This is a genomic window from Brevundimonas sp. GW821-FHT12C05, assembly GCF_058807475.1.
In genome coordinates this window covers 1,149,543-1,169,496 of sequence record NZ_JBXAQS010000001.1, presented here as the reverse complement: position 1 = coordinate 1,169,496, position 19,954 = coordinate 1,149,543, and the positions used below count along the sequence as shown (strand labels likewise).

Annotated in this window: 19 protein-coding genes and 1 tRNA gene; 8 read left to right on the top strand and 12 right to left on the bottom strand. The window is 69.0% G+C overall.

All coding sequences use genetic code 11. From position 1 onward, the window contains the following. The first annotated feature begins 2 nt into the window (after positions 1–2). Positions 3–2,630 carry a type I DNA topoisomerase gene (gene topA / locus AC1RRF_RS05420; protein ID WP_492833438.1) on the top strand — a complete coding sequence of 876 codons (2,628 nt, stop codon included), beginning with the start codon at positions 3–5 and terminating at the stop codon, positions 2,628–2,630. Between the two features lie 13 nt (positions 2,631–2,643). Here the strand turns inward: topA and AC1RRF_RS05415 are convergent, their stop codons facing one another. From AC1RRF_RS05415 to AC1RRF_RS05400, 4 genes are all read right to left on the bottom strand, one after another. Next, complete coding sequence (locus AC1RRF_RS05415) at positions 2,644–3,063, bottom strand: J domain-containing protein (RefSeq protein WP_492833437.1); 420 nt, start codon at positions 3,061–3,063, stop codon at positions 2,644–2,646. Then, complete coding sequence (locus tag AC1RRF_RS05410) at positions 3,060–3,899, bottom strand: division plane positioning ATPase MipZ (RefSeq protein ID WP_492833436.1); 840 nt, start codon at positions 3,897–3,899, stop codon at positions 3,060–3,062. Before AC1RRF_RS05410 ends, AC1RRF_RS05415 begins: the two co-directional genes overlap by 4 nt. Positions 3,900–3,989: 90 nt before the next feature. Then, a complete protein-coding gene (locus AC1RRF_RS05405) occupies positions 3,990–4,358 on the bottom strand; it encodes a hypothetical protein (protein ID WP_492833435.1) in 369 nt (122 codons plus the stop codon). Next, entirely contained in the window at positions 4,340–5,017 is a 678-nt protein-coding gene (locus AC1RRF_RS05400) for an SPOR domain-containing protein (RefSeq protein ID WP_492833434.1), read from the bottom strand. The genes AC1RRF_RS05405 and AC1RRF_RS05400 overlap by 19 nt, the downstream gene beginning before the upstream one ends. Positions 5,018–5,092: 75 nt before the next feature. Here AC1RRF_RS05400 and panC point away from each other — a divergent pair, with 75 nt between their 5' ends. Then, entirely contained in the window at positions 5,093–5,959 is an 867-nt protein-coding gene (panC, locus tag AC1RRF_RS05395) for a pantoate--beta-alanine ligase (RefSeq protein ID WP_492833433.1), read from the top strand. A 2-nt stretch (positions 5,960–5,961) separates the two neighbouring features. Further along, the gene (locus tag AC1RRF_RS05390; protein WP_492833432.1) at positions 5,962–6,795 is read left to right on the top strand and encodes an aminoglycoside phosphotransferase family protein; all 834 of its coding nucleotides are present in this window, start codon (positions 5,962–5,964) and stop codon (positions 6,793–6,795) included. Between the two features lie 6 nt (positions 6,796–6,801). Here the strand turns inward: AC1RRF_RS05390 and AC1RRF_RS05385 are convergent, their stop codons facing one another. From AC1RRF_RS05385 to gor, 4 genes are all read right to left on the bottom strand, one after another. Beyond that, the gene (locus AC1RRF_RS05385) at positions 6,802–7,578 is read right to left on the bottom strand and encodes a chorismate mutase (RefSeq protein WP_492833431.1); all 777 of its coding nucleotides are present in this window, start codon (positions 7,576–7,578) and stop codon (positions 6,802–6,804) included. A 227-nt stretch (positions 7,579–7,805) separates the two neighbouring features. After that, entirely contained in the window at positions 7,806–8,387 is a 582-nt protein-coding gene (locus AC1RRF_RS05380) for a prephenate dehydratase domain-containing protein (RefSeq protein WP_492833430.1), read from the bottom strand. Beyond that, positions 8,388–9,761, bottom strand: coding sequence for a class II 3-deoxy-7-phosphoheptulonate synthase (locus tag AC1RRF_RS05375; protein ID WP_492833429.1), 1,374 nt, complete (start codon positions 9,759–9,761; stop codon positions 8,388–8,390). 58 nt (positions 9,762–9,819) lie between these two features. Beyond that, positions 9,820–11,214, bottom strand: coding sequence for a glutathione-disulfide reductase (gor, locus tag AC1RRF_RS05370; RefSeq protein ID WP_492833428.1), 1,395 nt, complete (start codon positions 11,212–11,214; stop codon positions 9,820–9,822). A 174-nt stretch (positions 11,215–11,388) separates the two neighbouring features. Between gor and AC1RRF_RS05365 the strand changes: the two genes are divergently transcribed. Further along, positions 11,389–12,339 (top strand): hypothetical protein, encoded by a 951-nt coding sequence (locus AC1RRF_RS05365; RefSeq protein WP_492833427.1) that lies wholly within the window; start codon positions 11,389–11,391, stop codon positions 12,337–12,339. 4 nt (positions 12,340–12,343) lie between these two features. Here AC1RRF_RS05365 and rpiA read toward each other — a convergent pair whose 3' ends face one another. Next, positions 12,344–13,030: a ribose-5-phosphate isomerase RpiA gene (rpiA, locus tag AC1RRF_RS05360; RefSeq protein WP_492833426.1), complete on the bottom strand. Its 687-nt coding sequence runs from the start codon at positions 13,028–13,030 to the stop codon at positions 12,344–12,346. A gap of 83 nt (positions 13,031–13,113) precedes the next feature. On the opposite strand from rpiA, the gene AC1RRF_RS05355 reads away from it, so the two are divergent. Then, entirely contained in the window at positions 13,114–13,584 is a 471-nt protein-coding gene (locus AC1RRF_RS05355; protein WP_492833425.1) for a hypothetical protein, read from the top strand. 6 nt (positions 13,585–13,590) lie between these two features. On the opposite strand, the gene glmU is transcribed toward AC1RRF_RS05355, so the two are convergent. Continuing rightward, positions 13,591–14,883 (bottom strand): bifunctional UDP-N-acetylglucosamine diphosphorylase/glucosamine-1-phosphate N-acetyltransferase GlmU, encoded by a 1,293-nt coding sequence (gene glmU / locus AC1RRF_RS05350; RefSeq protein ID WP_492833424.1) that lies wholly within the window; start codon positions 14,881–14,883, stop codon positions 13,591–13,593. A gap of 140 nt (positions 14,884–15,023) precedes the next feature. Here glmU and AC1RRF_RS05345 point away from each other — a divergent pair, with 140 nt between their 5' ends. The 3 genes from AC1RRF_RS05345 to AC1RRF_RS05335 all read left to right on the top strand — a co-directional run bounded on the left by AC1RRF_RS05345 (position 15,024) and on the right by AC1RRF_RS05335 (position 17,219). Continuing rightward, entirely contained in the window at positions 15,024–15,707 is a 684-nt protein-coding gene (locus AC1RRF_RS05345; RefSeq protein WP_492833423.1) for an HAD-IA family hydrolase, read from the top strand. 75 nt (positions 15,708–15,782) lie between these two features. Next, a complete protein-coding gene (locus AC1RRF_RS05340) occupies positions 15,783–17,072 on the top strand; it encodes a dicarboxylate/amino acid:cation symporter (RefSeq protein WP_492833422.1) in 1,290 nt (429 codons plus the stop codon). A 72-nt stretch (positions 17,073–17,144) separates the two neighbouring features. Continuing rightward, a tRNA-Val gene (locus AC1RRF_RS05335) sits at positions 17,145–17,219 on the top strand. A gap of 16 nt (positions 17,220–17,235) precedes the next feature. Here the strand turns inward: AC1RRF_RS05335 and AC1RRF_RS05330 are convergent. Both AC1RRF_RS05330 and AC1RRF_RS05325 read right to left on the bottom strand, forming a co-directional pair. Then, positions 17,236–17,778 carry a hypothetical protein gene (locus AC1RRF_RS05330; protein ID WP_492833421.1) on the bottom strand — a complete coding sequence of 181 codons (543 nt, stop codon included), beginning with the start codon at positions 17,776–17,778 and terminating at the stop codon, positions 17,236–17,238. Between the two features lie 15 nt (positions 17,779–17,793). Then, positions 17,794–19,812, bottom strand: coding sequence for a pre-peptidase C-terminal domain-containing protein (locus tag AC1RRF_RS05325; RefSeq protein WP_492833420.1), 2,019 nt, complete (start codon positions 19,810–19,812; stop codon positions 17,794–17,796). Between the last annotated feature and the right edge of the window lie 142 nt (positions 19,813–19,954).

Below are 19,954 nucleotides of genomic sequence, written 5' to 3'. Positions count from 1 at the left end.
TTATGAATCTCGTCGTCGTCGAAAGCCCCGCGAAGGCCAAGACCATCAATAAGTACCTCGGCCCGGACTACACCGTCCTGGCCTCCTACGGCCACGTCCGCGACCTGCCGTCCAAGGACGGCTCGGTGCTGCCCGACGACGATTTCGCCATGAGCTGGGAGATCGACGCCAAGGCCTCCAAACGCCTGAGCGAGATCGCCGAGGTCGCCAAGAAATCCGACCGCGTCATCCTGGCCACCGACCCGGATCGCGAGGGTGAGGCGATCAGCTGGCACGTGCTGGAGATCCTGCAGAAGAAGAAGGTGCTGAAGGACACGGTCGTCCAGCGGGTCACCTTCAACGCCATCACCAAGGCCGCCGTGCTGGAGGCCATGGCGGCCCCGCGCGACGTGGACATGGAGTTGGTCGAAGCCTATCTGGCCCGCCGCGCGCTCGACTATCTGGTGGGCTTCACCCTGTCGCCGGTGCTGTGGCGCAAGCTGCCGGGCGCCCGCTCGGCCGGTCGGGTGCAGTCGGTCGCCCTGCGCATCGTCGTCGATCGCGAGATGGAGATCGAGAAGTTCCGGGCCCAGGAATACTGGTCGATCGAGGCCGACCTGGCCGCCGACAGCCCGCCCTTCATCGCCCGCCTGGTCAAGCACGCCGGCAAGCGGGTCCAGCGCCTGGACATCGTCTCGGAAGCCATGGCCAGCGCCGCGCGCGACGCCATCAACGCCGGAACCTTCACGATCAACTCGGTCGAGAAGAAGCCGGTCAAGCGCGCGCCCAGCCCGCCCTTCATGACCTCGACCCTGCAGCAGGAGGCCTCGCGCAAGCTGGGCTTCACGGCGCAGCGGACCATGCAGGCGGCGCAGAAATTGTACGAAGGCGTCGACGATCAGGGCGGCCTGATCACCTATATGCGGACCGACGGCCTGTTCGTCAGCCCCGAGGGCATCGCCCAGGCGCGAGAGGTCATCGCATCCCGGTTCGGCCCCGCCTACGTTCCGGAACAACCCAGATTTTACAAGACGAAAGCCAAGAACGCTCAGGAAGCGCACGAAGCCATTCGTCCGACGAACATGGCCCGCGCGCCCGAGACCCTGCGTCTCGAAAGCGACCTGCAGCGCCTCTACGAACTGATCTGGAAGCGCACCATCGCCAGCCAGATGGAGTCCGCGAAACTGGACCGCACCACGGTCGAGATCGAGGAGCCGACCGGCCAGACGGGCCTGCGCGCCACCGGCCAGGTGGTCGCCTTCGACGGCTTCATGGCCGTCTATGAAGAGGGCCGCGACGAGAAGCAGAAGGGCGCCGAGGACGACGAGGACGACACCACCCGCCTGCCCGCGCTGAAGGAAGGCTCGACCGCCAAGGTCGAGGCGATCCGCACCGAACAGCACTTCACCGAGCCGCCCCCGCGCTTCTCGGAAGCGACGCTGGTCAAGAAGCTGGAAGAGCTGGGCATCGGCCGGCCGTCGACCTATGCCTCGATCCTGACGACCCTGCGCGACCGCGAATACGTCCGCATGGACAAGAACCGCTTCTATCCCGAGGACAAGGGACGGCTGGTCACGGCCTTCCTGGAGCAGTTTTTCCGCAAATGGGTGGAGTACGACTTCACCGCCGCGCTGGAGACGCGCCTGGACGAGGTGTCGGCGGGCGAGTTGAACTGGAAGGTGCTGCTGCGCGACTTCTGGACCGACTTCCACGCCGCCACGAGCGCCGCGGGCGAACTGCGCACCACGGCCATCCTGGACGCGCTGAACGAGTCGCTGGGGCCGCACATCTTCCCGCAGAAGGAAGACGGGTCGGATCCGCGTGAATGCCCGCTGTGCCATCAGGGCCAGCTGAGCCTGAAGACGAGCCGCTTCGGCGCCTTCGTCGGCTGCTCGCGCTACCCCGACTGCAAATACACCCGCCCGGTCGCGGCGCCTGACGCCGAAGGCGGCGGGGCGGACGGCGGCGACCGCACGCTCGGCAATGATCCGGTCACGGGCCAGCCGGTCGAGCTGAAGATCGGCCGCTTCGGCCCCTATGTGGAAACCATGCCGCTGGACGCGGACAAGCCGAAACGCTCGTCCCTGCCCAAGGGCTGGAGCCCCGCGTCTCTGACGCTGGAACAGGCCCTGCGCCTGCTGGCCCTCCCGCGCGAGGTGGGCGTCCACCCCGAGGACGGCAAGATGATCACGGCCGGTCTGGGCCGCTATGGACCGTTCGTGCTTCACGCGGGGACTTACGCCAATGTCTCTGACATCGAAGAGGTTTTCGAAGTCGGTCTGAACCGCGCCGTGGCCCTGCTGGCCGAGAAGCGCGCCGGTCGCCCGGGCCGCGGCTCGGCGGTCGCGCCGCTGAAGGAACTGGGCGAACACCCCGAGGACAAGGCCCCCGTGCAGGTCATGGCCGGCCGCTTCGGCCCCTATGTGAAGTGGGGCAAGGTCAACGCCACCATCCCGAAGGGCACGGCGCCCGAGGACATGACGCTGGAGGCGGCGATCCCGCTGCTGGCCGAACGCGCGGCCAAGGCTCCGGCGGCGAAGACGAAGAAGGCGCCCGCCAAGAAGGCTGCGCCGAAGAAGGCGGCGGCGAAAAAGCCCGCCGCCAAGAAGGCTCCGGCCAAGAAGAAGGCTGCTGCGGCGGCGGAGGAGTAATCCTCCGCCTCGCCTAGCGCTTCAGCAGATGATCCCGCGCCGCGTTCAGGCGCGTGGCCAGGCCCTGCGTCCCGCCCTGATCGGGGTGGGCGCGGGCCATCAGCCGCTTCCAGGCGGCGTTGATCTCGGCCTTGGTGGCGTCGGCGGAGACGCCGAGAAGCGAGCGGGCTTCGCTATCCGTCATGCCCTCGGCGCGCGGCGCCACGGTGCGCTGGCGTGAAGCGATGGTCAGCCACAGCCCCGCGCCGATCAGCCCGGCGCCGAACAGCCATGACCCCCGGCTGACCGCCAGCACGCCGCCGCCGATCATCACGGCGCTGAACAGGGTGGCGGTGATGCGCCAGTGTCCCCGCCCCGCCCGCTCGCCCTGGCGGCCGAGGCGAACCAGGGCCCAGACGGCGATCGCCGCCAGGACCAGCCAGAGCGGGCTCAAGCCGCGGCGTCGAGCGGGTTGTCGAGCGAACCGCCCTCGAGACCCAGCGACTGCATCAGGTTGCGCAGTTCCTGCCGCGCGGCGACGTGGGCCAGCGACACGGCGACGGGGCGCACGTCGTTGGACAGGTCGGCGACCGTCAGGCCGAACGGGAAGAGCTCGCGATAGATGACCCGGTCGCGCAGGCCCGGGCCCATGCGGAAGCCGACACGCTTGGCCAGCTTCTGCATCCGCTCTTCCAGACGGCGGCGGTTGCGGGCCTCGGCGACGGCGAGGCGGTTGGTGACCACGATCCAGTCGATCTGGGCGTGGCGGCCCTGGGCGATCGCGCGCTGCTTGCGGGCTTCCCAGACGCTCTCGGAATAGATCGAGGGCTTGAGCAGATCGAGCGTCACCGGATCGACCGTGCCCAGCAGGTCGAAGTCGACGAAGCTGTCGTTCATGGGGGTGACGATCTGATCGGCCAGGCCGTGAGCGGTGCGCGACAGCAGGGTGTCGCCGCCGGGCGTGTCGATCAGAATGACCTCGGCCTGGGTGCAGGCCTCGGCGAAGGCGGCCTCGAACCGGGCCAGCTGTTCGGCCTCGTCGGCTTTCGCCAGGGCCTTGCCGTCGCCCATGTCGGGTTCGATCGGCATGGGCAGCGTCTGGCCGTTGCCGACCATCCAGGCGGCGCGGTTGGCGAAGAAGCGGGCCATGGAGCGCTGGCGCAGGTCCAGGTCGACGATGGCCACGCGCTTGCCGGCGTGAAGCAGGCCGGTGACGATATGGATGGCCAGCGTGGACTTGCCCGCCCCGCCCTTTTCGTTGCCGACGACGATGACCGTAGGGTCAGCCATGGGGATTCAATCCTCAGCGCCGCCGACTCACATGCGGCCTGTTCGAGCGTCAGAATCCCCGGCGCGGGCGGGCGCGTCAACGAACGCGTATCAGCTGTCTGTGGACTGGCCGGTCGGGTCGAGCGGCGCGCGGACGGTGCTGTCCAGATCGCCGCGAACCGCAAGGCGGCGCGACAGGGTCGCTTCGCCCCGGATCGCCATCGGACGAACCCACATCACATAGACGGCCGCCGCGGTGCTGAAGACGAAGATGAGGAGGTGGATGCCGAACACCGCGCCGAAGCCGGCGGGGTCGGCCACCTGATCATAGACATGCCGGTGCTTGCCCTCGATCTGGCCGGTCCCCAGCGCCATGATCAGCACCCAGCCGGCATAGATCGCCATCAGGCCGGCGCAGGCGGCCCAGAAGAGGAAGGTCAGGCCGGTGCGGCGCTCGGGTCTCATACGGCCCGGCGGCACCAGGGATCGTCCACCCCGGCGGCGGCGCACAGGGCGGCGGCCCCGGCGGCGGGGGCGCGAACCTTCAGGCGCACGAGGTCGCGGCCGTTGACCGAGACCGCTTCGAAGGTCGGCGAAAGCCCTTCCAGCGCCCAGCCGGCGGCGCCGGTCTTGAGCCGGGACCAGGCGGCGCGAGCGGACTGTTCGCTGGAGAAGGCGCCCAGCTGCACCAGGCCGCCCGGCGCGCGGGGCGCGGCGGCGGGACGGTCCGCGGGCAGCGCGGGACGCAGGGGCGTACGCTCGACGGTGTGCTGGATGCGGGCGCGGGTCTCAGCGACGGCGGCCTCGACCACCACGGGCGCGGCGGCCCTGGCGACGTTGCCGGCGGCGTCTTCCATGACCCCGTAACGGGCGTCCCAGAGGGCGGTCGGCTCCATGACCTCGACCTTCAGCGCCGGGCGCAGGCCCAGCTCGGCGACCCGGAGGGGCGCGGCGGCGGGCGCGGTCGGAACGGCGGCCCGCTCACGCGGCGCGGGTTCGGAACCGTCCAGCGGCACCGAGGCGATGCGCTCGGCGAGGGACTCGAAGCGGTGCGGGTCGCTTTCGACCATGCCGCAGGCGCTGACGCCCGCGGTCAGGAGGAGGGCCAGCACTGGACGGATCAGGAGGCTCGGCGTCATAAGCCACCCCTACCCCGGCAGGTTTTGCCGCACGGTGCACAAGCACGACTAACGCAAAAGGTTAATCCATTCACCATGGCCGCAGACCTTGCCACTCCCGCCCTGCCCGTGGTCCGCACCATCGCGGACCTGCGCGAGATCGTAAGCGGTTGGCGGCGTCAGGGGTTCACCGTCGGATTCGTTCCGACCATGGGCGCGTTGCATGACGGCCACTTGTCGCTGGTGCGCGAAGCCAGGCGACAGGCGGACAAGGTGGTGGCCAGCGTCTTCGTCAATCCGACCCAGTTCGCGCCGACCGAAGACCTGGACGCCTATCCCCGGCAGGAGGGGCGCGACGCCGAACTGCTGGCCGGCGCGGGCTGCGACCTGCTGTACGCCCCCGCCGTGGCCGAGATGTATCCGGACGGCGTGACCACCACGATCAACGTCGGCGCGCCCGCCGAGGGGCTGGAGGGCGCCTTCCGTCCGCAGATGTTCGGCGGGGTGGCTCTGGTGGTGTCCAAGCTGCTGCACCAGGTCCAGCCGGACGTGGCCGTGTTCGGCGAGAAGGACTGGCAACAGTTGATGGTGGTGCGCCGGATGGTGCGCGACCTGGACATGCCGGTCCGGATCGTCGGCCTGGCCACGGCCCGCGACGGCCATGGCTTGGCCCTGTCGTCGCGCAACGCCTACCTGTCCGAGACGGAACTGGAGACGGCGCGCAGGCTGAACGGCGTGCTGGCCGAGGCCGGGGCGAAGGCGTCGCGGGGTGAGCCGGTCGCGCGGACCGAACAGTGGGCCGAAGAGGCGCTGAAGGCCGCCGGCTTCGACAGCGTCGACTATGTCGCCATCCGCCGGGCGGAAGATCTGTCGGTGTTCGACGGCGCATTGGACGGCCCCGCCCGCATCCTCGCGGCCGCGAAAATCGGACGGACCCGGCTCATCGACAATATGGCGGTCTGACCATGCTCGACCGCGCGGCCTTCGAACCATGGATGAGCGATTGGGCGCTGGAGGCGGACGGGGCGCCGATCCTGACGCCGATGGGCCGGCTGCTGCCGGTGCGGCAAGGCGGCGAAGCGGCCATGCTGAAGATCGCGACGGAGCCTGAAGAACGATTGGGCTGGACCCTGCTGCACTGGTGGGAGGGCCAGGGCGCGGCGCGGGTGCTGGCGATCCAGGGCGACGGCCTGCTGATGGAACGGGCGACGGGGACGAAAACGCCCCTGGCGGACATGGCGCGGCATGGCGACGACGCGGCCGCGACGGCCATCCTGTGCGACGCCATCGCCGAACTGCATCGCCCGCGCGGGAAGGCTGCGCCGCAAGGTCTGGCGACCCTTGAGGAATGGTTCCGGGACCTGTGGCCCGCAGCGGCCGAGGGCCTGTTCCCGCCCATCATGGCCGAGACCGCGCGGCGTCTGCTGGACGACCAGCGCGAAGTGCGGCCGCTGCATGGGGACCTGCACCATGAGAACGTGCTGGACTTCGGTCCGCGCGGCTGGCTGGCGATCGACCCCAAGCGGCTGATCGGGGACCGGGCGTTCGACTACACCACCCTGTTCTGCGATCCGGACCTGTCGGATCGCGATCCGCCGACAGCCGTCCGACAAGACATCTTCGACCGGCGGGTGGAGGTCGTGCTGGCCCGCTCCGGACTGGAGCGCACGCGGCTGCTGGACTGGATCGTGGCCTGGTGCGGGCTTTCGACGGTCTGGTTCCTCGAGGACGAGGATCACGAAAACGCCGAGGTGAACCTGCAGGTGGCCGAGATGGCGCTGGCCGCCCGCGGATCCTGACCCGATCTAGCCGACCGCCCCGACGCAGCCCTCGGCGCCGCCGACGTTGAGCGGGGCGTCGGTCAGCGACAGGGTCCAGCCGTGGTGGGTGGCCAGGCCCTGGCGGCGGATGCCGCCGCCGTCGCCCGCATCGCCGCCCACGTCGACGATGACGCGGCGACCGTTCGGCAGGGCGGCGGGATCGATCTTGCCGACAGCCAGGGCGGTCGGGATGGCGCCGCCGCCGAAGCCGTCGAAGACGCTCAGGCCCGTCCACTCGCGGCGCAGGCCCGTCCACCAGGCGTCTTCGGTGTTGATGGCCAGAACGGCGACGCCGTGGCCCTCGGCCGCCCACTTCAGCGCCGCCTGCGGGTCACGGACCGCGCGCATGTCGGCGGCGGCGCCGAAGCGCAGGCGGGCGCCGTCGAAGGCGCGGGTCGGTTCGATGGGCGACCAGACTTGCACCTGCATCCGGCCCTGGCGAGCCAGCCCCCAGCCGACGATCTGGCGCCAGAGGGACTCGACCGCCTCGCGGTTGTCGGGCGCGGCATGGGAGGTCAGACGGTCCAGCACCGCCTTCTCGCGGTCGGGGCGCAGCTTCACGTGCGGGCCGGCGGGGGCGTCCTTGGCCTGGCCGACGCGGGCGGCGATGGCGAGGCGGCGCTCGAACAGGGCCAGGAGCTCGTCGTCGAGCAGGTCGATCTCATGGCGCAGCGCGGCCAGAGCCATGTGTTCGGGCGAGAGATCAGCGGGGTTGGTCATGGAATGCGGCCAGACCTGCTGCAGGGTGTTGGATTGGGGCACGGGGGCAAGACTTTCGATTTCGATACGGCATGGAGCTTTTGCGAGCCGCCGCCCCTAGCGGGGCGGTCGCCGGCGAGGCCGTCAGGACGCGATGCCCGACGCCTCAGCCGGCGTATCGAAAGCCGTAGAAATACAGGTCCGCGGCCGCGGCGAAGCGGGCGGAGAAAGTCGCAGCGATGGCTTGCGAGCGGACCATGGGCCTCAAAAGCCGCAAGGATCGTGCGCGGTCAAGCGATTCCGGCGCTCAACAGGACAAACCGCGTACGGTTGTCGCTGGAATCCTGGATGTCGTTGCGCAGAATCGACAGGTCATAGACCTCGGCCGCCCGCGCGGGGGCGACGGCGGCGCGGCTGGGGTCGCCGGCCTCGGCGACATCGCGCGCGGCCCCGGCGGTGTCGAAGGCCTCGACCGCCGTGATGCCCAGCCCCCCCAGAGACTCCGGACACTGGCGCAGGGCGATGGGGTGGCTCTCGGCCGTCTTCACCGTGCGCAGCGAGGCGCCATGCGGGGCCATCAGGGCCAAGCGGATCGGCCGCCAGACCTCGGAGACGATGGTCAGGCCCGACTGCTCGACCAGGGTCGCGGCGGGCTCCACCCGGCCGATGGTGGAGTTCTCGACCGGGATCAGGGCGGCGCCGATCCGGCCCGCCTTCAATGAGTCAATGACCTCGGCGAAGGTTTCGAAGGCGACAGGCTCGTCCCACGGACGCAGGTCGACGCAGGCCTCGTGGCTGAAGGCGCCGGGCGCCCCCTGATAGCCGCAGCGACCGCCGGTCGTATCGCCGTCCGGTCGGCCGACGCCCTGCATCTAGGCCGCTTTCGAGCGGGCCTGCCGGCCGGCCTTGAGCCGTTCGGCGACAAGGAAGGCCAGCTCCAGCGCCTGATCGGCGTTGAGGCGCGGGTCGCAGTGCGTGTGGTAGCGGCTGGACAGGTCGTCCTCGGTCAGGGCCTGCGCCCCGCCCAGACATTCAGTGACATTCTGCCCGGTCATCTCCAGGTGCACGCCGCCGGGGTGGACGCCCTCGGCCTCGGCCACGTCGATGAAGCCCCGAACCTCGCCCAGGATGCGCTCGAACGGACGCGTCTTGTAGCCGTTGCCGGCCTTCAGCGTGTTGCCGTGCATCGGGTCGATCGACCAGATGACCCGTTTGCCGTGCTCCTTGGCCGCCCGCATCAGGCGCGGCAGGCGGTCGCCGACCTTGTCCACGCCGAAGCGGCCGATCAGCGTCAGCCGCCCGGGGGTGTTGTCCGGATTGAGCGCGTCGATCAGCGGGAGCAGATCGTCCGGCTCCATGGTCGGGCCGCACTTCACGCCGATGGGGTTCTTCACGCCGCGCATGAACTCGACGTGGGCGCCGTCCAGCTGGCGGGTGCGCTCGCCGATCCACAGCATGTGGGCCGAGGTGTCGAACCATTCGCCGGACGCGCCGTCCAGACGGGTCAGGGCGCTTTCAACATTCAGCAGCAGGGCTTCGTGCGAGGTGAAGACCTCGACACGGCTGAGGTCCGGATGGGTCTCGGGCGTGACGCCGACGGCCTCCATGAAGGCCAGGGCCTCGGTGATCTTGTCAGCCAGCTCGCGGTACTGGGCGCCGGCGGCGCTGTCGGCCGCGAAGCCCATCGTCCAGCGATGGATGTTGTAGAGGTCGGCGTAACCGCCGCCGGCGAAGGCGCGCAGCAGGTTGAGCGTCGAGGCGGACTGGTTGTAGGCCTTGAGCAGGCGCTGGGGATCCGGGACCCGTTCCTCAGGCGTGAACGCCATGCCGTTGATGATGTCGCCGCGGTAGCTGGGCAGCTCGACGCCGTCGATCATCTCCACGCCCGACGAGCGCGGCTTGGCGAACTGGCCGGCGATGCGGCCGACCTTCACCACGGGCTTGCGGCCCGCAAAGGTCAGGACCACGGCCATCTGCAGGATCAGGCGGAAGGTGTCGCGGATGTTGTCGGTCGAGAATTCCTTGAAGCTCTCGGCGCAGTCGCCGCCCTGCAGAAGGAAGGCGTTGCCCGCCTCGACCTCGGCCAGCTTGGACGTCAGCCGACGCGCCTCGCCCGCGAAGACGAGGGGCGGCATGGCCCGCAATTCATCCTCGACACGGTGCAGCGCAGCCATGTCGGGATAGTCCGTCGGCATCTGCACGACGGGTTTCTGTCTCCAGCTCTCTGGCGTCCAACGCGTATTCATGGCGCCAAGATAGGCCGGTGAGGCGTCGGGGACAATGAACGCGGTGTCGCGTTCTTCCTCAGCCCGCCGACATGTTGCCCGCATGCTGCTTCTCACGCAGCGTGACCAGTTCCTCGGCCATGGTCGGATGGACGGCGCAGGTGGCGTCCCACTGGGCCTTGGTCAGGCCCGCCTTCACGGCGATGGCGGCCAGCTGGATCATCTCCGGCGCCTCGGGGCCGACGATGTGGACGCCGACGACCTTCTGGCTCTGGGCGTCGACGACCAGCTTCATCAGGACGCGCTCGTCCGAACCGGTGAAGGCGTATTTCATGGGGCGGAAGCGGGTGACGTAGACATCGACCTCGCCCGGGCAGGAGTGGCGCGCCTCGCTTTCGCTCAGGCCGACCACGCCGACCGGCGGCTGGCTGAACACGGCGGTGGCGACGGCCTCATAATCGAAGGCCATCGGATTGTCCCTGAAGACAGTCTGGTGGAAGGCGACCGCCTCCCGGATGGCGACCGGGGTCAGGTTCATGCGGTCCGTGACGTCGCCGATGGCCCAGATGTTGTCCGCCGTGGTCCTGGAGAAGCCGTCGACCTTGATGGCCCCCTGCTCCGTCAGTTCGACGCCCGCCTTCTCAAGACCCAGACCCTTCACATAAGGCATGCGCCCGGTAGCGAACATGACCACGTCGCTCTCGATGGTCATGCCGTTGGCGAGACGGTTCACCAGGCCGGTCTCGGTCTTCTCGATGGACTCGTGCTGGCAGCCGAGGATGACCTTGATGCCGCGTTTCTCGATCTCGCCGGCCAGGTGGGCGCGCACGTCGTCGTCGAAGCCGCGCAGGATGTTGGGACCGCGATAGATCAGGGTGGTCTCGACGCCCAGGCCCGCGAAGATGCCCGCGAACTCCACCGCGATATAGCCGCCGCCCGCGATCAGGATGCGCTTGGGCAGTTCGGGCAGGTGGAAGGCCTCCTCCGAGGTGATGGTGTGCTCGATCCCCGGCATGTCTTCAGGCGACCACGGGCGTCCGCCGGTGGCGATCAGGATCTTGTCGGCGGTGATCTCACGGTCGAGGGAGCCGTCCTTCTTGAGGATCTGGACGGTGTGGTTGTCCTTCAGGATCGCGCGGCCATGCACCAGGTCGACGCCGGCCTTGCCCAGGTTGGCGGCGTAGATGCCGGACAGGCGGGCGATCTCGACATCCTTGGCCTGGATGAATTTGGGCCAGTCGAAGCTGGCCTCGACGGTCCAGCCGTAGCCCTCCGCAGTCTCGAACTGGTGGGCGAAGTCCGAGGCCATGACCATGAATTTCTTGGGCACGCAGCCGCGTATGACGCAGGTGCCGCCGACCCGGAACTCCTCCGCGATGGCGACGCGCTTGCCGCCCAGCGCCGTCAGTCGCGCCGCGCGGACCCCGCCGGAACCGGCGCCGATGACGAAGAGGTCGTAGTCGTAGTCGGTCATGGTCCACCTTGCTTGGGCTTAGCCATTTAGGGTCTCGCGCCGCAAATCCCAACCGGTGACCGACAAGGCCTCGATCGCGCGCCTGCGGACGCCGCCGCGACCGGATGTGTCGTTGACCGGGCGCGATACACGGGACTAGCGTGAGAGAACGACGTTCCAACCGGGAATAGCATCATGATCGCCGCCCTCCTCGCCTCCCTGGCGCTCGTCGCTCAGGATCCGACCTCGGCCCAAACGGCGCCGCAATCGCAGGACGAGCCCGTCGCGCTGGAGGACGTGGAGGTGACCGGACGCTCGCTGGAGCGACTGATCGCCGACTTCGTCGGCGAGGTGGCCGCCCCCAACCGCAACCGGGGCCTGGCGCGGTGGACCGGCACGGTCTGCGTCGGCGTGGTCAATCTTCGCGCCGAAGCGGCCCAATACCTGGCCGACCGGGTATCGACGGTGGCGGAGGACCTGGGGCTGCGCGCCGGCGCGCCGGGCTGCACGCCCAACATCCTGGTGGTCGCCACGGACGACGGCGGCGGCCTGGCCACCAAGCTGGTCGAGGAACACGGCCGCGCCTTCCGCATGGGCGGAGCGGGCATGGATCGGGGCGGCGCCGCCCTGCGCGACTTCCAGCAGACCGAACGACCGGTGCGCTGGTGGCAGCTCAGCTTGCCGATCGACTCCGAGACCGGCGATCGCGCCGTCCGCCTGCCCGGCGAATGCGTGAACCCCTGCTCGTCGTCGGTGCATTACGCGCCGGTGATCTCGGTCAGCTCAGCCACGCGCCTGCGGACCCAGATCGTCGATAATCTGTTCCGGACCATCGTGGCCGTCGATGTGGACTCGGTCTCACAGGTGTCGATCACGCAGCTGGCCGACTATATCGCCATGATCTCGCTGGCCCAGATCGATCCGAACGCGGACACTCGGGCCTACGCCTCGATCCTGAATGTGTTCGACGATCCGACCGACAACCAGAGCCTGACGGACTGGGACAAGGCCTATCTGGGCGGACTGTACGACGCCCAGCGCATCGCCGCCAACCGGCGGGCCGCGCGCAGCGAGGTGATCGCCTCGATCCGCCAGGCGCATCGGGACCTGCGCCGAACCTCGACCGACGAGACAGCGGCCGACTGACGCCTCAGGGGTGGAGGACGTCCACCCCATCGTCCCGGCCGATGATCGCCTCGTCGGCTAGGTCCAGGAACAGGCCGTGCTCGACCACGCCGGTGATCAGCTTCAGGTCGTCGGCCAGGCGGGCCGGGTCGTGGATGGCGCCGCAGGCGGCGTCGTAGATCAGATTGCCCCCGTCGGTGCGGACCAGACCGCGCTCGGCCATGCGGACGCGGGCGGGCATGGCGATGTCGTGGTCGGTCAGCACGTCGGCGATGCGGTTGCCGGTCGTCTTGTGTCCGAAGGCGACGACCTCGATCGGCAGGGCGAACTGGCCCAACACCGGCACGACCTTGGCCGCGTCAGCGATGCAGATGCAGCGGGTCGAGGCCTCCCACACCAGCTTCTCGCGCAACAGGGCCGCGCCGCCGCCCTTGATCAGGGCCAGTCCCGGCCCGACCTCGTCGGCGCCGTCGACGGTCAGGTCGATGCGCGGGCTATCCTCGAGCGTCGACAGCGTCAGGCCTAGCTCGCGGGCCAGTTCGGCGGTGGCCTCCGACGTGGGGACGCAACGCAGGCCGGTCAGGTTGCGGGCCGCCAGCGCCTTGACGAACCAGGCGGCGGTAGAGCCGGTGCCGAGCCCGACGACCATGCCGGCCTCAACGCGTTCCGCAGCGGCCTCGCCCGCGCGCCGCTTCTGATCATCCGCCGCCACTGGCTTGCTCCTAGTTTCAGGGTGGGTCTTAACTGGGCCCGGGGTTTATCGGGGAAATCAGGATGTTCAAACGTTTACTGTCCGTGGCCGCCGTGCTGGCGTGTGGCGCGTGCGTGTCCACCTATGTTCAGCCGGCGGACTCGCCCACGGTCGCCAACCTGACCTATCTGCGCGATCCGGACCTTCCCGGTTTCGGCGAGGTGCAGAACCTGGTCATCTCTGACGGACCGACCTGCAGCCATATCGAACTGCTTGGCGGTTTCAGCCCCATCACGTCCAATTTCGGCAAGATCGGCGAACGGCAGATTCGACTTCCCGGCGACGCGCAAGTCCATCTGGTGACGCTGACGATCAGCACCCGCGGCCCCTACGCCACCCTGAACTGCAAAAACATGGCTTCATTCACGCCGCGCGCGGGCGGGCGCTATACGATCATGCAACGGGTGAAGCCCACCACGTGCGCCATCGAGGTGAAGGACGTCTCGACCGGCCAGGCGCCCGCCGACCTGTCGTTCCATCCGGTTCTTCCGGCGTGCACGACGAACCTTGAATAAGATCGGTCAGCGTTTCGCCGCCTTCTTCGCCCGCATCATCTCCATGAACCGCGCCGCCCAGCCGGCCTTGGCGGTTTGCGGCGCGCGAGCGAGACCGAGGTCGCCGGGCGCGACATCGGCGGTGATGACCGAGCCCGAGCCGACCATGGCGCCGGCGCCGATGGTGACCGGAGCCACCAGCGAGGTGTTGGAGCCGACGAAGGCGCCCTCGCCTATCGTGGTGCGGTGTTTGAAGAAGCCGTCGTAGTTACAGAAGATCGTCCCGGCGCCGATGTTGGCCTTGGCCCCCACCTCTCCGTCGCCGAGATAGGCCAGGTGATTGGCCTTGGCCCCGGCGGCCATGGAGACATTCTTCACTTCGACGAAATTGCCGACCTTCACACCCTCGGCCAGTTTCGCGCCGGGGCGCAGACGGGCGTAGGGACCGACCTCGGCGCCGCCGGCGACCGTCGCGCCCTCGATGTGGCTGAAGCTGCGGATGCGGGCGCCCGGGGCGATCTTCGCACCGGGGCCGAAGACGACATAGGGCTCGATCATCGTACCGCCGCCGACCTCGGTGTCCCACGCGAAGTGGACGGTGTCGGGCGCGGCCATGGTGACCCCGGCGGCGAGGAAGGTTTCGCGCTGCACCTTCTGGAACAGGGCCTCGGCGACGGCCAGTTCGCCCTGGGCGTTGACGCCCATGACGGCGTCCTCGTCGGCCATGACGACGCGGGTCGGGGCGCCGCGCCCGCGCGCCAGCTCGACCACGTCAGTCAGATAGTATTCGCCCTTGGCGTTGTCGTTCTTCACCTGGACCAGGAGTTCGAACAGCAGGCCGACCGGCGCGGCCATGACGCCCGAGTTGCAGGTCGTGATGGCCAGGACCTCGGCCGACGCCTCCTTGGCCTCCGTGATGGCGGTCAGGGTCTCGCCGTCCATGACCAGACGACCGTAGGCGCCGGGATCGCGGGCCTCGAAACCGATGACGCGAACCCCCTCGGTCTGGGCGAAGACCGGCTCGATGTCGGCGGCGCGCAGCAGGGGCACGTCGCCGTAGGTGATGACCACCTGGCCGACGAAGTCGCCCAGCACCGCCTCGGCGGCGCGGACGGCGTGGCCGGTGCCCAGCGGCGGGTCCTGCACGGCGATGGCGTCCTCGCCCAGCCGCGCGACCACATGGGCGCGCACTTCAGGAGAATGAGAGCCGACGACGACCACGATGCGCTCGCAGCCCAGGGCCTCGGCGGCGTCGATGGCGTGATCCAGCATGGCGCGGCCGCCGACCGGGTGCAGCACCTTGGGCAGCGGCGATTTCATCCGCGTCCCCTGCCCGGCGGCAAGGATGATGGCGGCCCTAGCTTCAGAAGATCTGGGTTCAGCGTGGGTGGTCATGAATCGGTCCGGCGGATAGTCACCGGTCCGGTCTAGCCCATCGGGGCCGATGACGGGAGAGTCGGGTGACGCAGCAGGATCTGGACGGCTGGACCATCGCCTTCGACCTGGACGGGACGCTGGTGGAGACCCACGTCGATCTGGTCGGGACGCTGAACCGGATGCTGGTCGCGCGCGGCCTGCCGCCGGCGCCGATGGACAGCGCCGCATCCCTGATCGGCGGCGGGGCGCGGGCCATGCTGCAACACGGCTTCGAACAGGCGGGCGCGACCTGGGAAGAAGCCCATGCGCCGGCCCTGTTCGAGGCTTTCCTGGCCGACTACGTCCAGCATCTGGCCGACCATTCGCGGCCCTATCCGGGCGTGGTTGGAACGCTGGAGCGGCTGGCGGCCCGCGGGGCGATCCTGTGCGTGGCGACCAACAAGCGGACGGACCTGTCCGTGCTGTTGCTCGAAAAACTGGACCTGACCCGGCATTTCGCGGTCATCGTCGGCCCGGACAGGGTCAGCGCGCGCAAGCCTGCCGCCGCCCATCTGGTCGAGGCGGTGCGGATGGCGGGAGGCGATCCGGCGAAGGCGATCATGGTCGGGGACGCCCCGCCGGACGTCGGGGCGGCCAAGAATGCGGGCATGCCCTGCATCGTCGTCACCTACGGCTACACCCCCGTTCCGCCCGCGGAACTGGGCGGCGACGTCTTGATCGACGCCTTTGCGCAGCTGGAAACAGCGATTGACGCGCTGATCGGCTAAAAACCGCGCCTCAGGCGGTTGCGGTTTGCTGCACCTGCTAACATCTGGATGGGTCGAGCATCGAGAGACCCGCCCATGATCCGTCGCTTCTTCGCGATCCCGCTGTGGATTCGAACGTTCGCCGGCTTCGCCCTCGGCATCCTCGCCGGCCTGATCCTGCGGGAGAAGGCGGAGATCTGGCTGCAACCGATCGGCGACGTCTATCTGAACCTGATCCGCATGGTGGTGGCGCCGCTGGTGCTGTTCACCATCGCCAGCTCGATCGCCAAGCTGGGCGAAGGCGCCGGAGCGGTGCGGCTGGGGGTGCGGACCCTGGTCTGGTTCGCCATCACCTCCCTGCTGGCCGTGCTGGTCGGCTTCGCCTTCGGCCACCTGATCAATCCGGGCATGGGGCTGAGCAACCTGCCGCTGGGCGAGGTCCGCGAGCGGGTGATCCCGACGCCGCTGGAGGTACTGATCGGCATCGTCCCGACCAACCCCTTCGCCGCCCTGAGCGACGGCAAGGTGCTGCAGATCATCTTCTTCTCGGCTCTGGTCGGCGGCGCCCTGGTCGCACTGGGCGATCGCGCCCAGACCGCGCGCCGGCTGGTCGACGAGGGCGCGGCCATCGTCTTCCGCATCACCCGCTGGGTGATCCAACTGACCCCCTTCGGCGTGTTCGGCCTGATCGGCTCGGTCGTCGGCGGCTACGGTTGGGAGGCGCTGCTGCCGCTCGGCAAGTTCATCTTCGCCATCTACGCGGCCTGCCTGTTCCACATCCTGATCGTCTATTCGGGCCTGCTGAAGCTGCACGGGCTGAAGGTCCGCAGCTTCTTCCGCGGGGCGTTCGCGGCCCAGCAGACCGCCTTCGCCACCTCCTCGTCGCTCGGCACCTTGCCGATCACCCTGCGCCAGACGGTCGAGCGGCTGGGCGTGCCCCAGGCCTACGCCGCCTTCGCCGTGCCTCTGGGCGCCAGCGTGAAGATGGACGGCTGCGGCGCCATCTATCCGGCCATCGCCTCGATCTTCATCGCCCAGTATTTCAACATTGATCTGTCGCTGACCCAGTACATCCTGATCGGCCTGACCGCCGTGCTGGGCTCGCTGGGCACCGCCGGCGTGCCCGGCACCTCGATCGTCATGCTGACCCTGACCCTGTCGACGGCGGGCCTGCCGCTGGAGGGCATCGGCTACATCGTGGCCATCGACCGGATCATCGACATGATGCGCACCGCCACCAATGTGACCGGCCAGATGCTGGTCCCGGTGCTGGTCGCCAAGGAGGAAAAGATCCTCAACGAGGACATCTACAACGGCCACGTGGCCTGGCTTCCGGGCGACCCGGAGGCCGAAACGCCGGACGCCGTGAAAGCTTCGGGCATCTAGGCTTGCGCCATTGGGGAGGTCGGGCTATGTCCGCGCCCTCCCCGGTCGGCACGTTGATCCGGGGCCCGAGATGGATGTGTAGCTCAGCGGGAGAGCACCTCGTTCACACCGAGGGGGTCACAGGTTCAATCCCTGTCACATCCACCATTTCCTCCCAGCTCCGTCAGACTCCGTAGCCTTCGTCGATGCAGACGACCGGCTCGCGGATTGCGGTCAATCCGCCGTCAGCGGACACCTCCCACGCCGTTTCGGCGCGCAGCAGGCCAAAGTCGCCGTTGTCGACCGCATACTCGGCGCCGACCAGGCCGATGACGCCCGGCTCCGGCGTCGCATCCTTCAGGCCGCGGCTCGCACGCTTGCATTCATAGGCGACGTAGCTTTCGGCGGTGCGTCCTGACGCCCGGACCGTGTCCACGCCTCGCCACCGGGCCTGATCTCCATCGCGGCCGATTTCGATCTTGGAGACGAAGATCCAGTCGCGCGGATTCGAACGCGAGCGGTGAACCCCGATCGCAACGGGCGCACGCACGAATGAGCCGCCGTAGTTTTCATAGCCGGCGATTCCCCGCTCTTCGCCGCCCGACCAGGTCGCTCCCACCAGGGCGCGTTCCTGACCGGGAGCCTGGGTCTGCGCGGCGACCCCGCATGCCGCCGCAAGGCTTGTCAGGATCACAACACCCCCCAGGATCGAACCCGATACTTTCATCACTTCATCCTCTCACTATTCGGCGGGCGGCAGGCGAACGATGACGTCGTCCACCTGCACCCCGCCCCGGTCGATGACCAGGTTCTGATAGTTGCGCTGGCCGTCCTGGGTCTCTGATTCGACGTCCTCGACCTCGGTGCGGAACTGGCGGCGCAGATAGGTGGACAGTTCGCCGGCGGTGACCAGACGATCGCCGTCGCGGTCCGCTTCACCCGACAGGCCCTCGCGCAGGAAGTGGGACAGGTAACCGCCAGCGCGGAACTTGTCGGCCACGGCGCTAGTCAGATCCTCTTCGGAGCTGAACAGGCCCATGACGCCGGGGCGGTCGACGACGTTGCGCGCGAAGCCCCCGGAGTAGCAGGCGTCGATCACCAACAGCGAAAGGCGGGTGCGCAGGGTCCCGAACAGGCGGCCCATCTCGGCGTCGCTGATCTCGCCGTCGCGCAGGACGATGGACTCGCTCTTGCCGTCCGGCTCGACGCCGCTGACCGCGACCTCGTTCTGATCGCCGTGGCCGGAGAAGAAGAACAGGAACATGTCATCCGGGCCAGCCTGGACCGCGACGCGTTCAAAGGCCGAGCGCACGCCCGCGACCGTGGCCTCGGCGTTGGTCAGGACGACGCTGGCGTCGTTCAGCGAGCCTTCGCGCTGCAGCGCCTCGGCCAGTTTGCGGGCGTCCTCGTCGGTGAAAGGCAGATCGTTCTGGGCGCCGCCGTAGTCCGAGACCCCGACCATGACCGCGAAGACCCGCGCGCCGCCCGGCGCCGCCGCCTGACGTGGCGACTCCCGTCCGGCCTCGACCGTGAAGCGATATGAGCCCGTCTCGCCCGGGGAGTAGGAGGTGACCTGGACCTCATACCGACCGTCTTCCGGTAGGGTGATCTGCTGGCGGCTGTCGGTGCCGCCCTCGCCGTCATCATTGTCGAACTGTTCGCCCGAAGGCGTGCGCACGATGGTGTAGGCGTCGAAGGCCGAAGAGGTCAGCTCGACCGCCACCCGGTCGCCGCGCCGGCCGTTGAAGGTGTAGCGGTCGAAATACTCGCCGCTGTCGAGGGTTTCGTCGCCGCTGGACAAGGCTCCGCCGATGGCCTGGCCGATCTGGATTTCCCCGCCGGGCGAGGCCTGTTCGGACGGTCGCACCGCCACCGCGGGCGGCTTCTCGGCGCCGGCTCCCTCGAGCACCGACAGCTGGTAGGCCCCGCGCTCTCCGGAGGCGTAGCTGGTGGCGGTGATGGTGTAGGCGCCGTCAGCAGGCAGGGTGACCAGCAGGCGGCTGTCGCGGGACTCCTCGGCGGAGGCGTCATCGTCGTTGAACTCGGAGAAGCCCCCGGGACCAGAGATGGCGACATAGGGGTCGAAAGCCGGGGAGGTCAGGCGGATATCCAACTGCTGGCCCCGACGGCCGGCCAAGGCCCAGGTGTCGATGTATTCGCCGCTGTCCAAAGTGGCGTCGCCGGCTCGTAGTTCGCCCGAGACCGGCTGGCCCAGGCGGATCGCGCCGCCGGGCGCGGCCCGGGCCGGTGCGTCCGCGCCGCCGCTCACGGCGGTCAGCCGCAGGGTGTAGGTCCCCGTCTCGCCCCCCTGGTAGCTGGTCGCGCCGATGGTTACGTCGCCGTCGGCCGGAACGGTGAACCGGATCCGGCTGTCGCGCGAACCGCGCGCGGCGGGATCATCGTCATTGTCCTCGTTGAGGCCGCCCGGGCCGCGCACCAGCAGGTACGGGTCGAAACCGCTGCCCGACAGGGTCGCCTCATAGGTCCGACCGCGCCGCAGGGGCACGGTATAGCGGTCGATGTATTCGCCGCTGTCCAGCGTCGCGTCGCCGCGTTCCAGCCGATCGCGAACGGTTCCGCCGACCGTGAGGCTGGGCCCGCCCCGGGCGGGCGGCGGGGCCTGAACGGGCGAAGTGTCCGGCGTGACCCGCGTGCCCGAGGCTCCGACGGCGGGCGTGTCCTGCCCCGGACGGACCTGGGCGAAGACGGGCGCGGCCAGAACGGTCAGGACGGTCGTGGCGGCGAGAACGGTTCGAAGCATGAAATCCCCCAGTCGGCGCAGCTTGCCCTGCCGCGTCCCTCTTGTCAGTGGGAACCGCCTGCTGCGTCAGGATTCGGCAGAACGGCGCTCCCGGGGCCGTGGTTCCGCCTTGATTGCGGCGCACATGCCCCGCCCTTCGCTT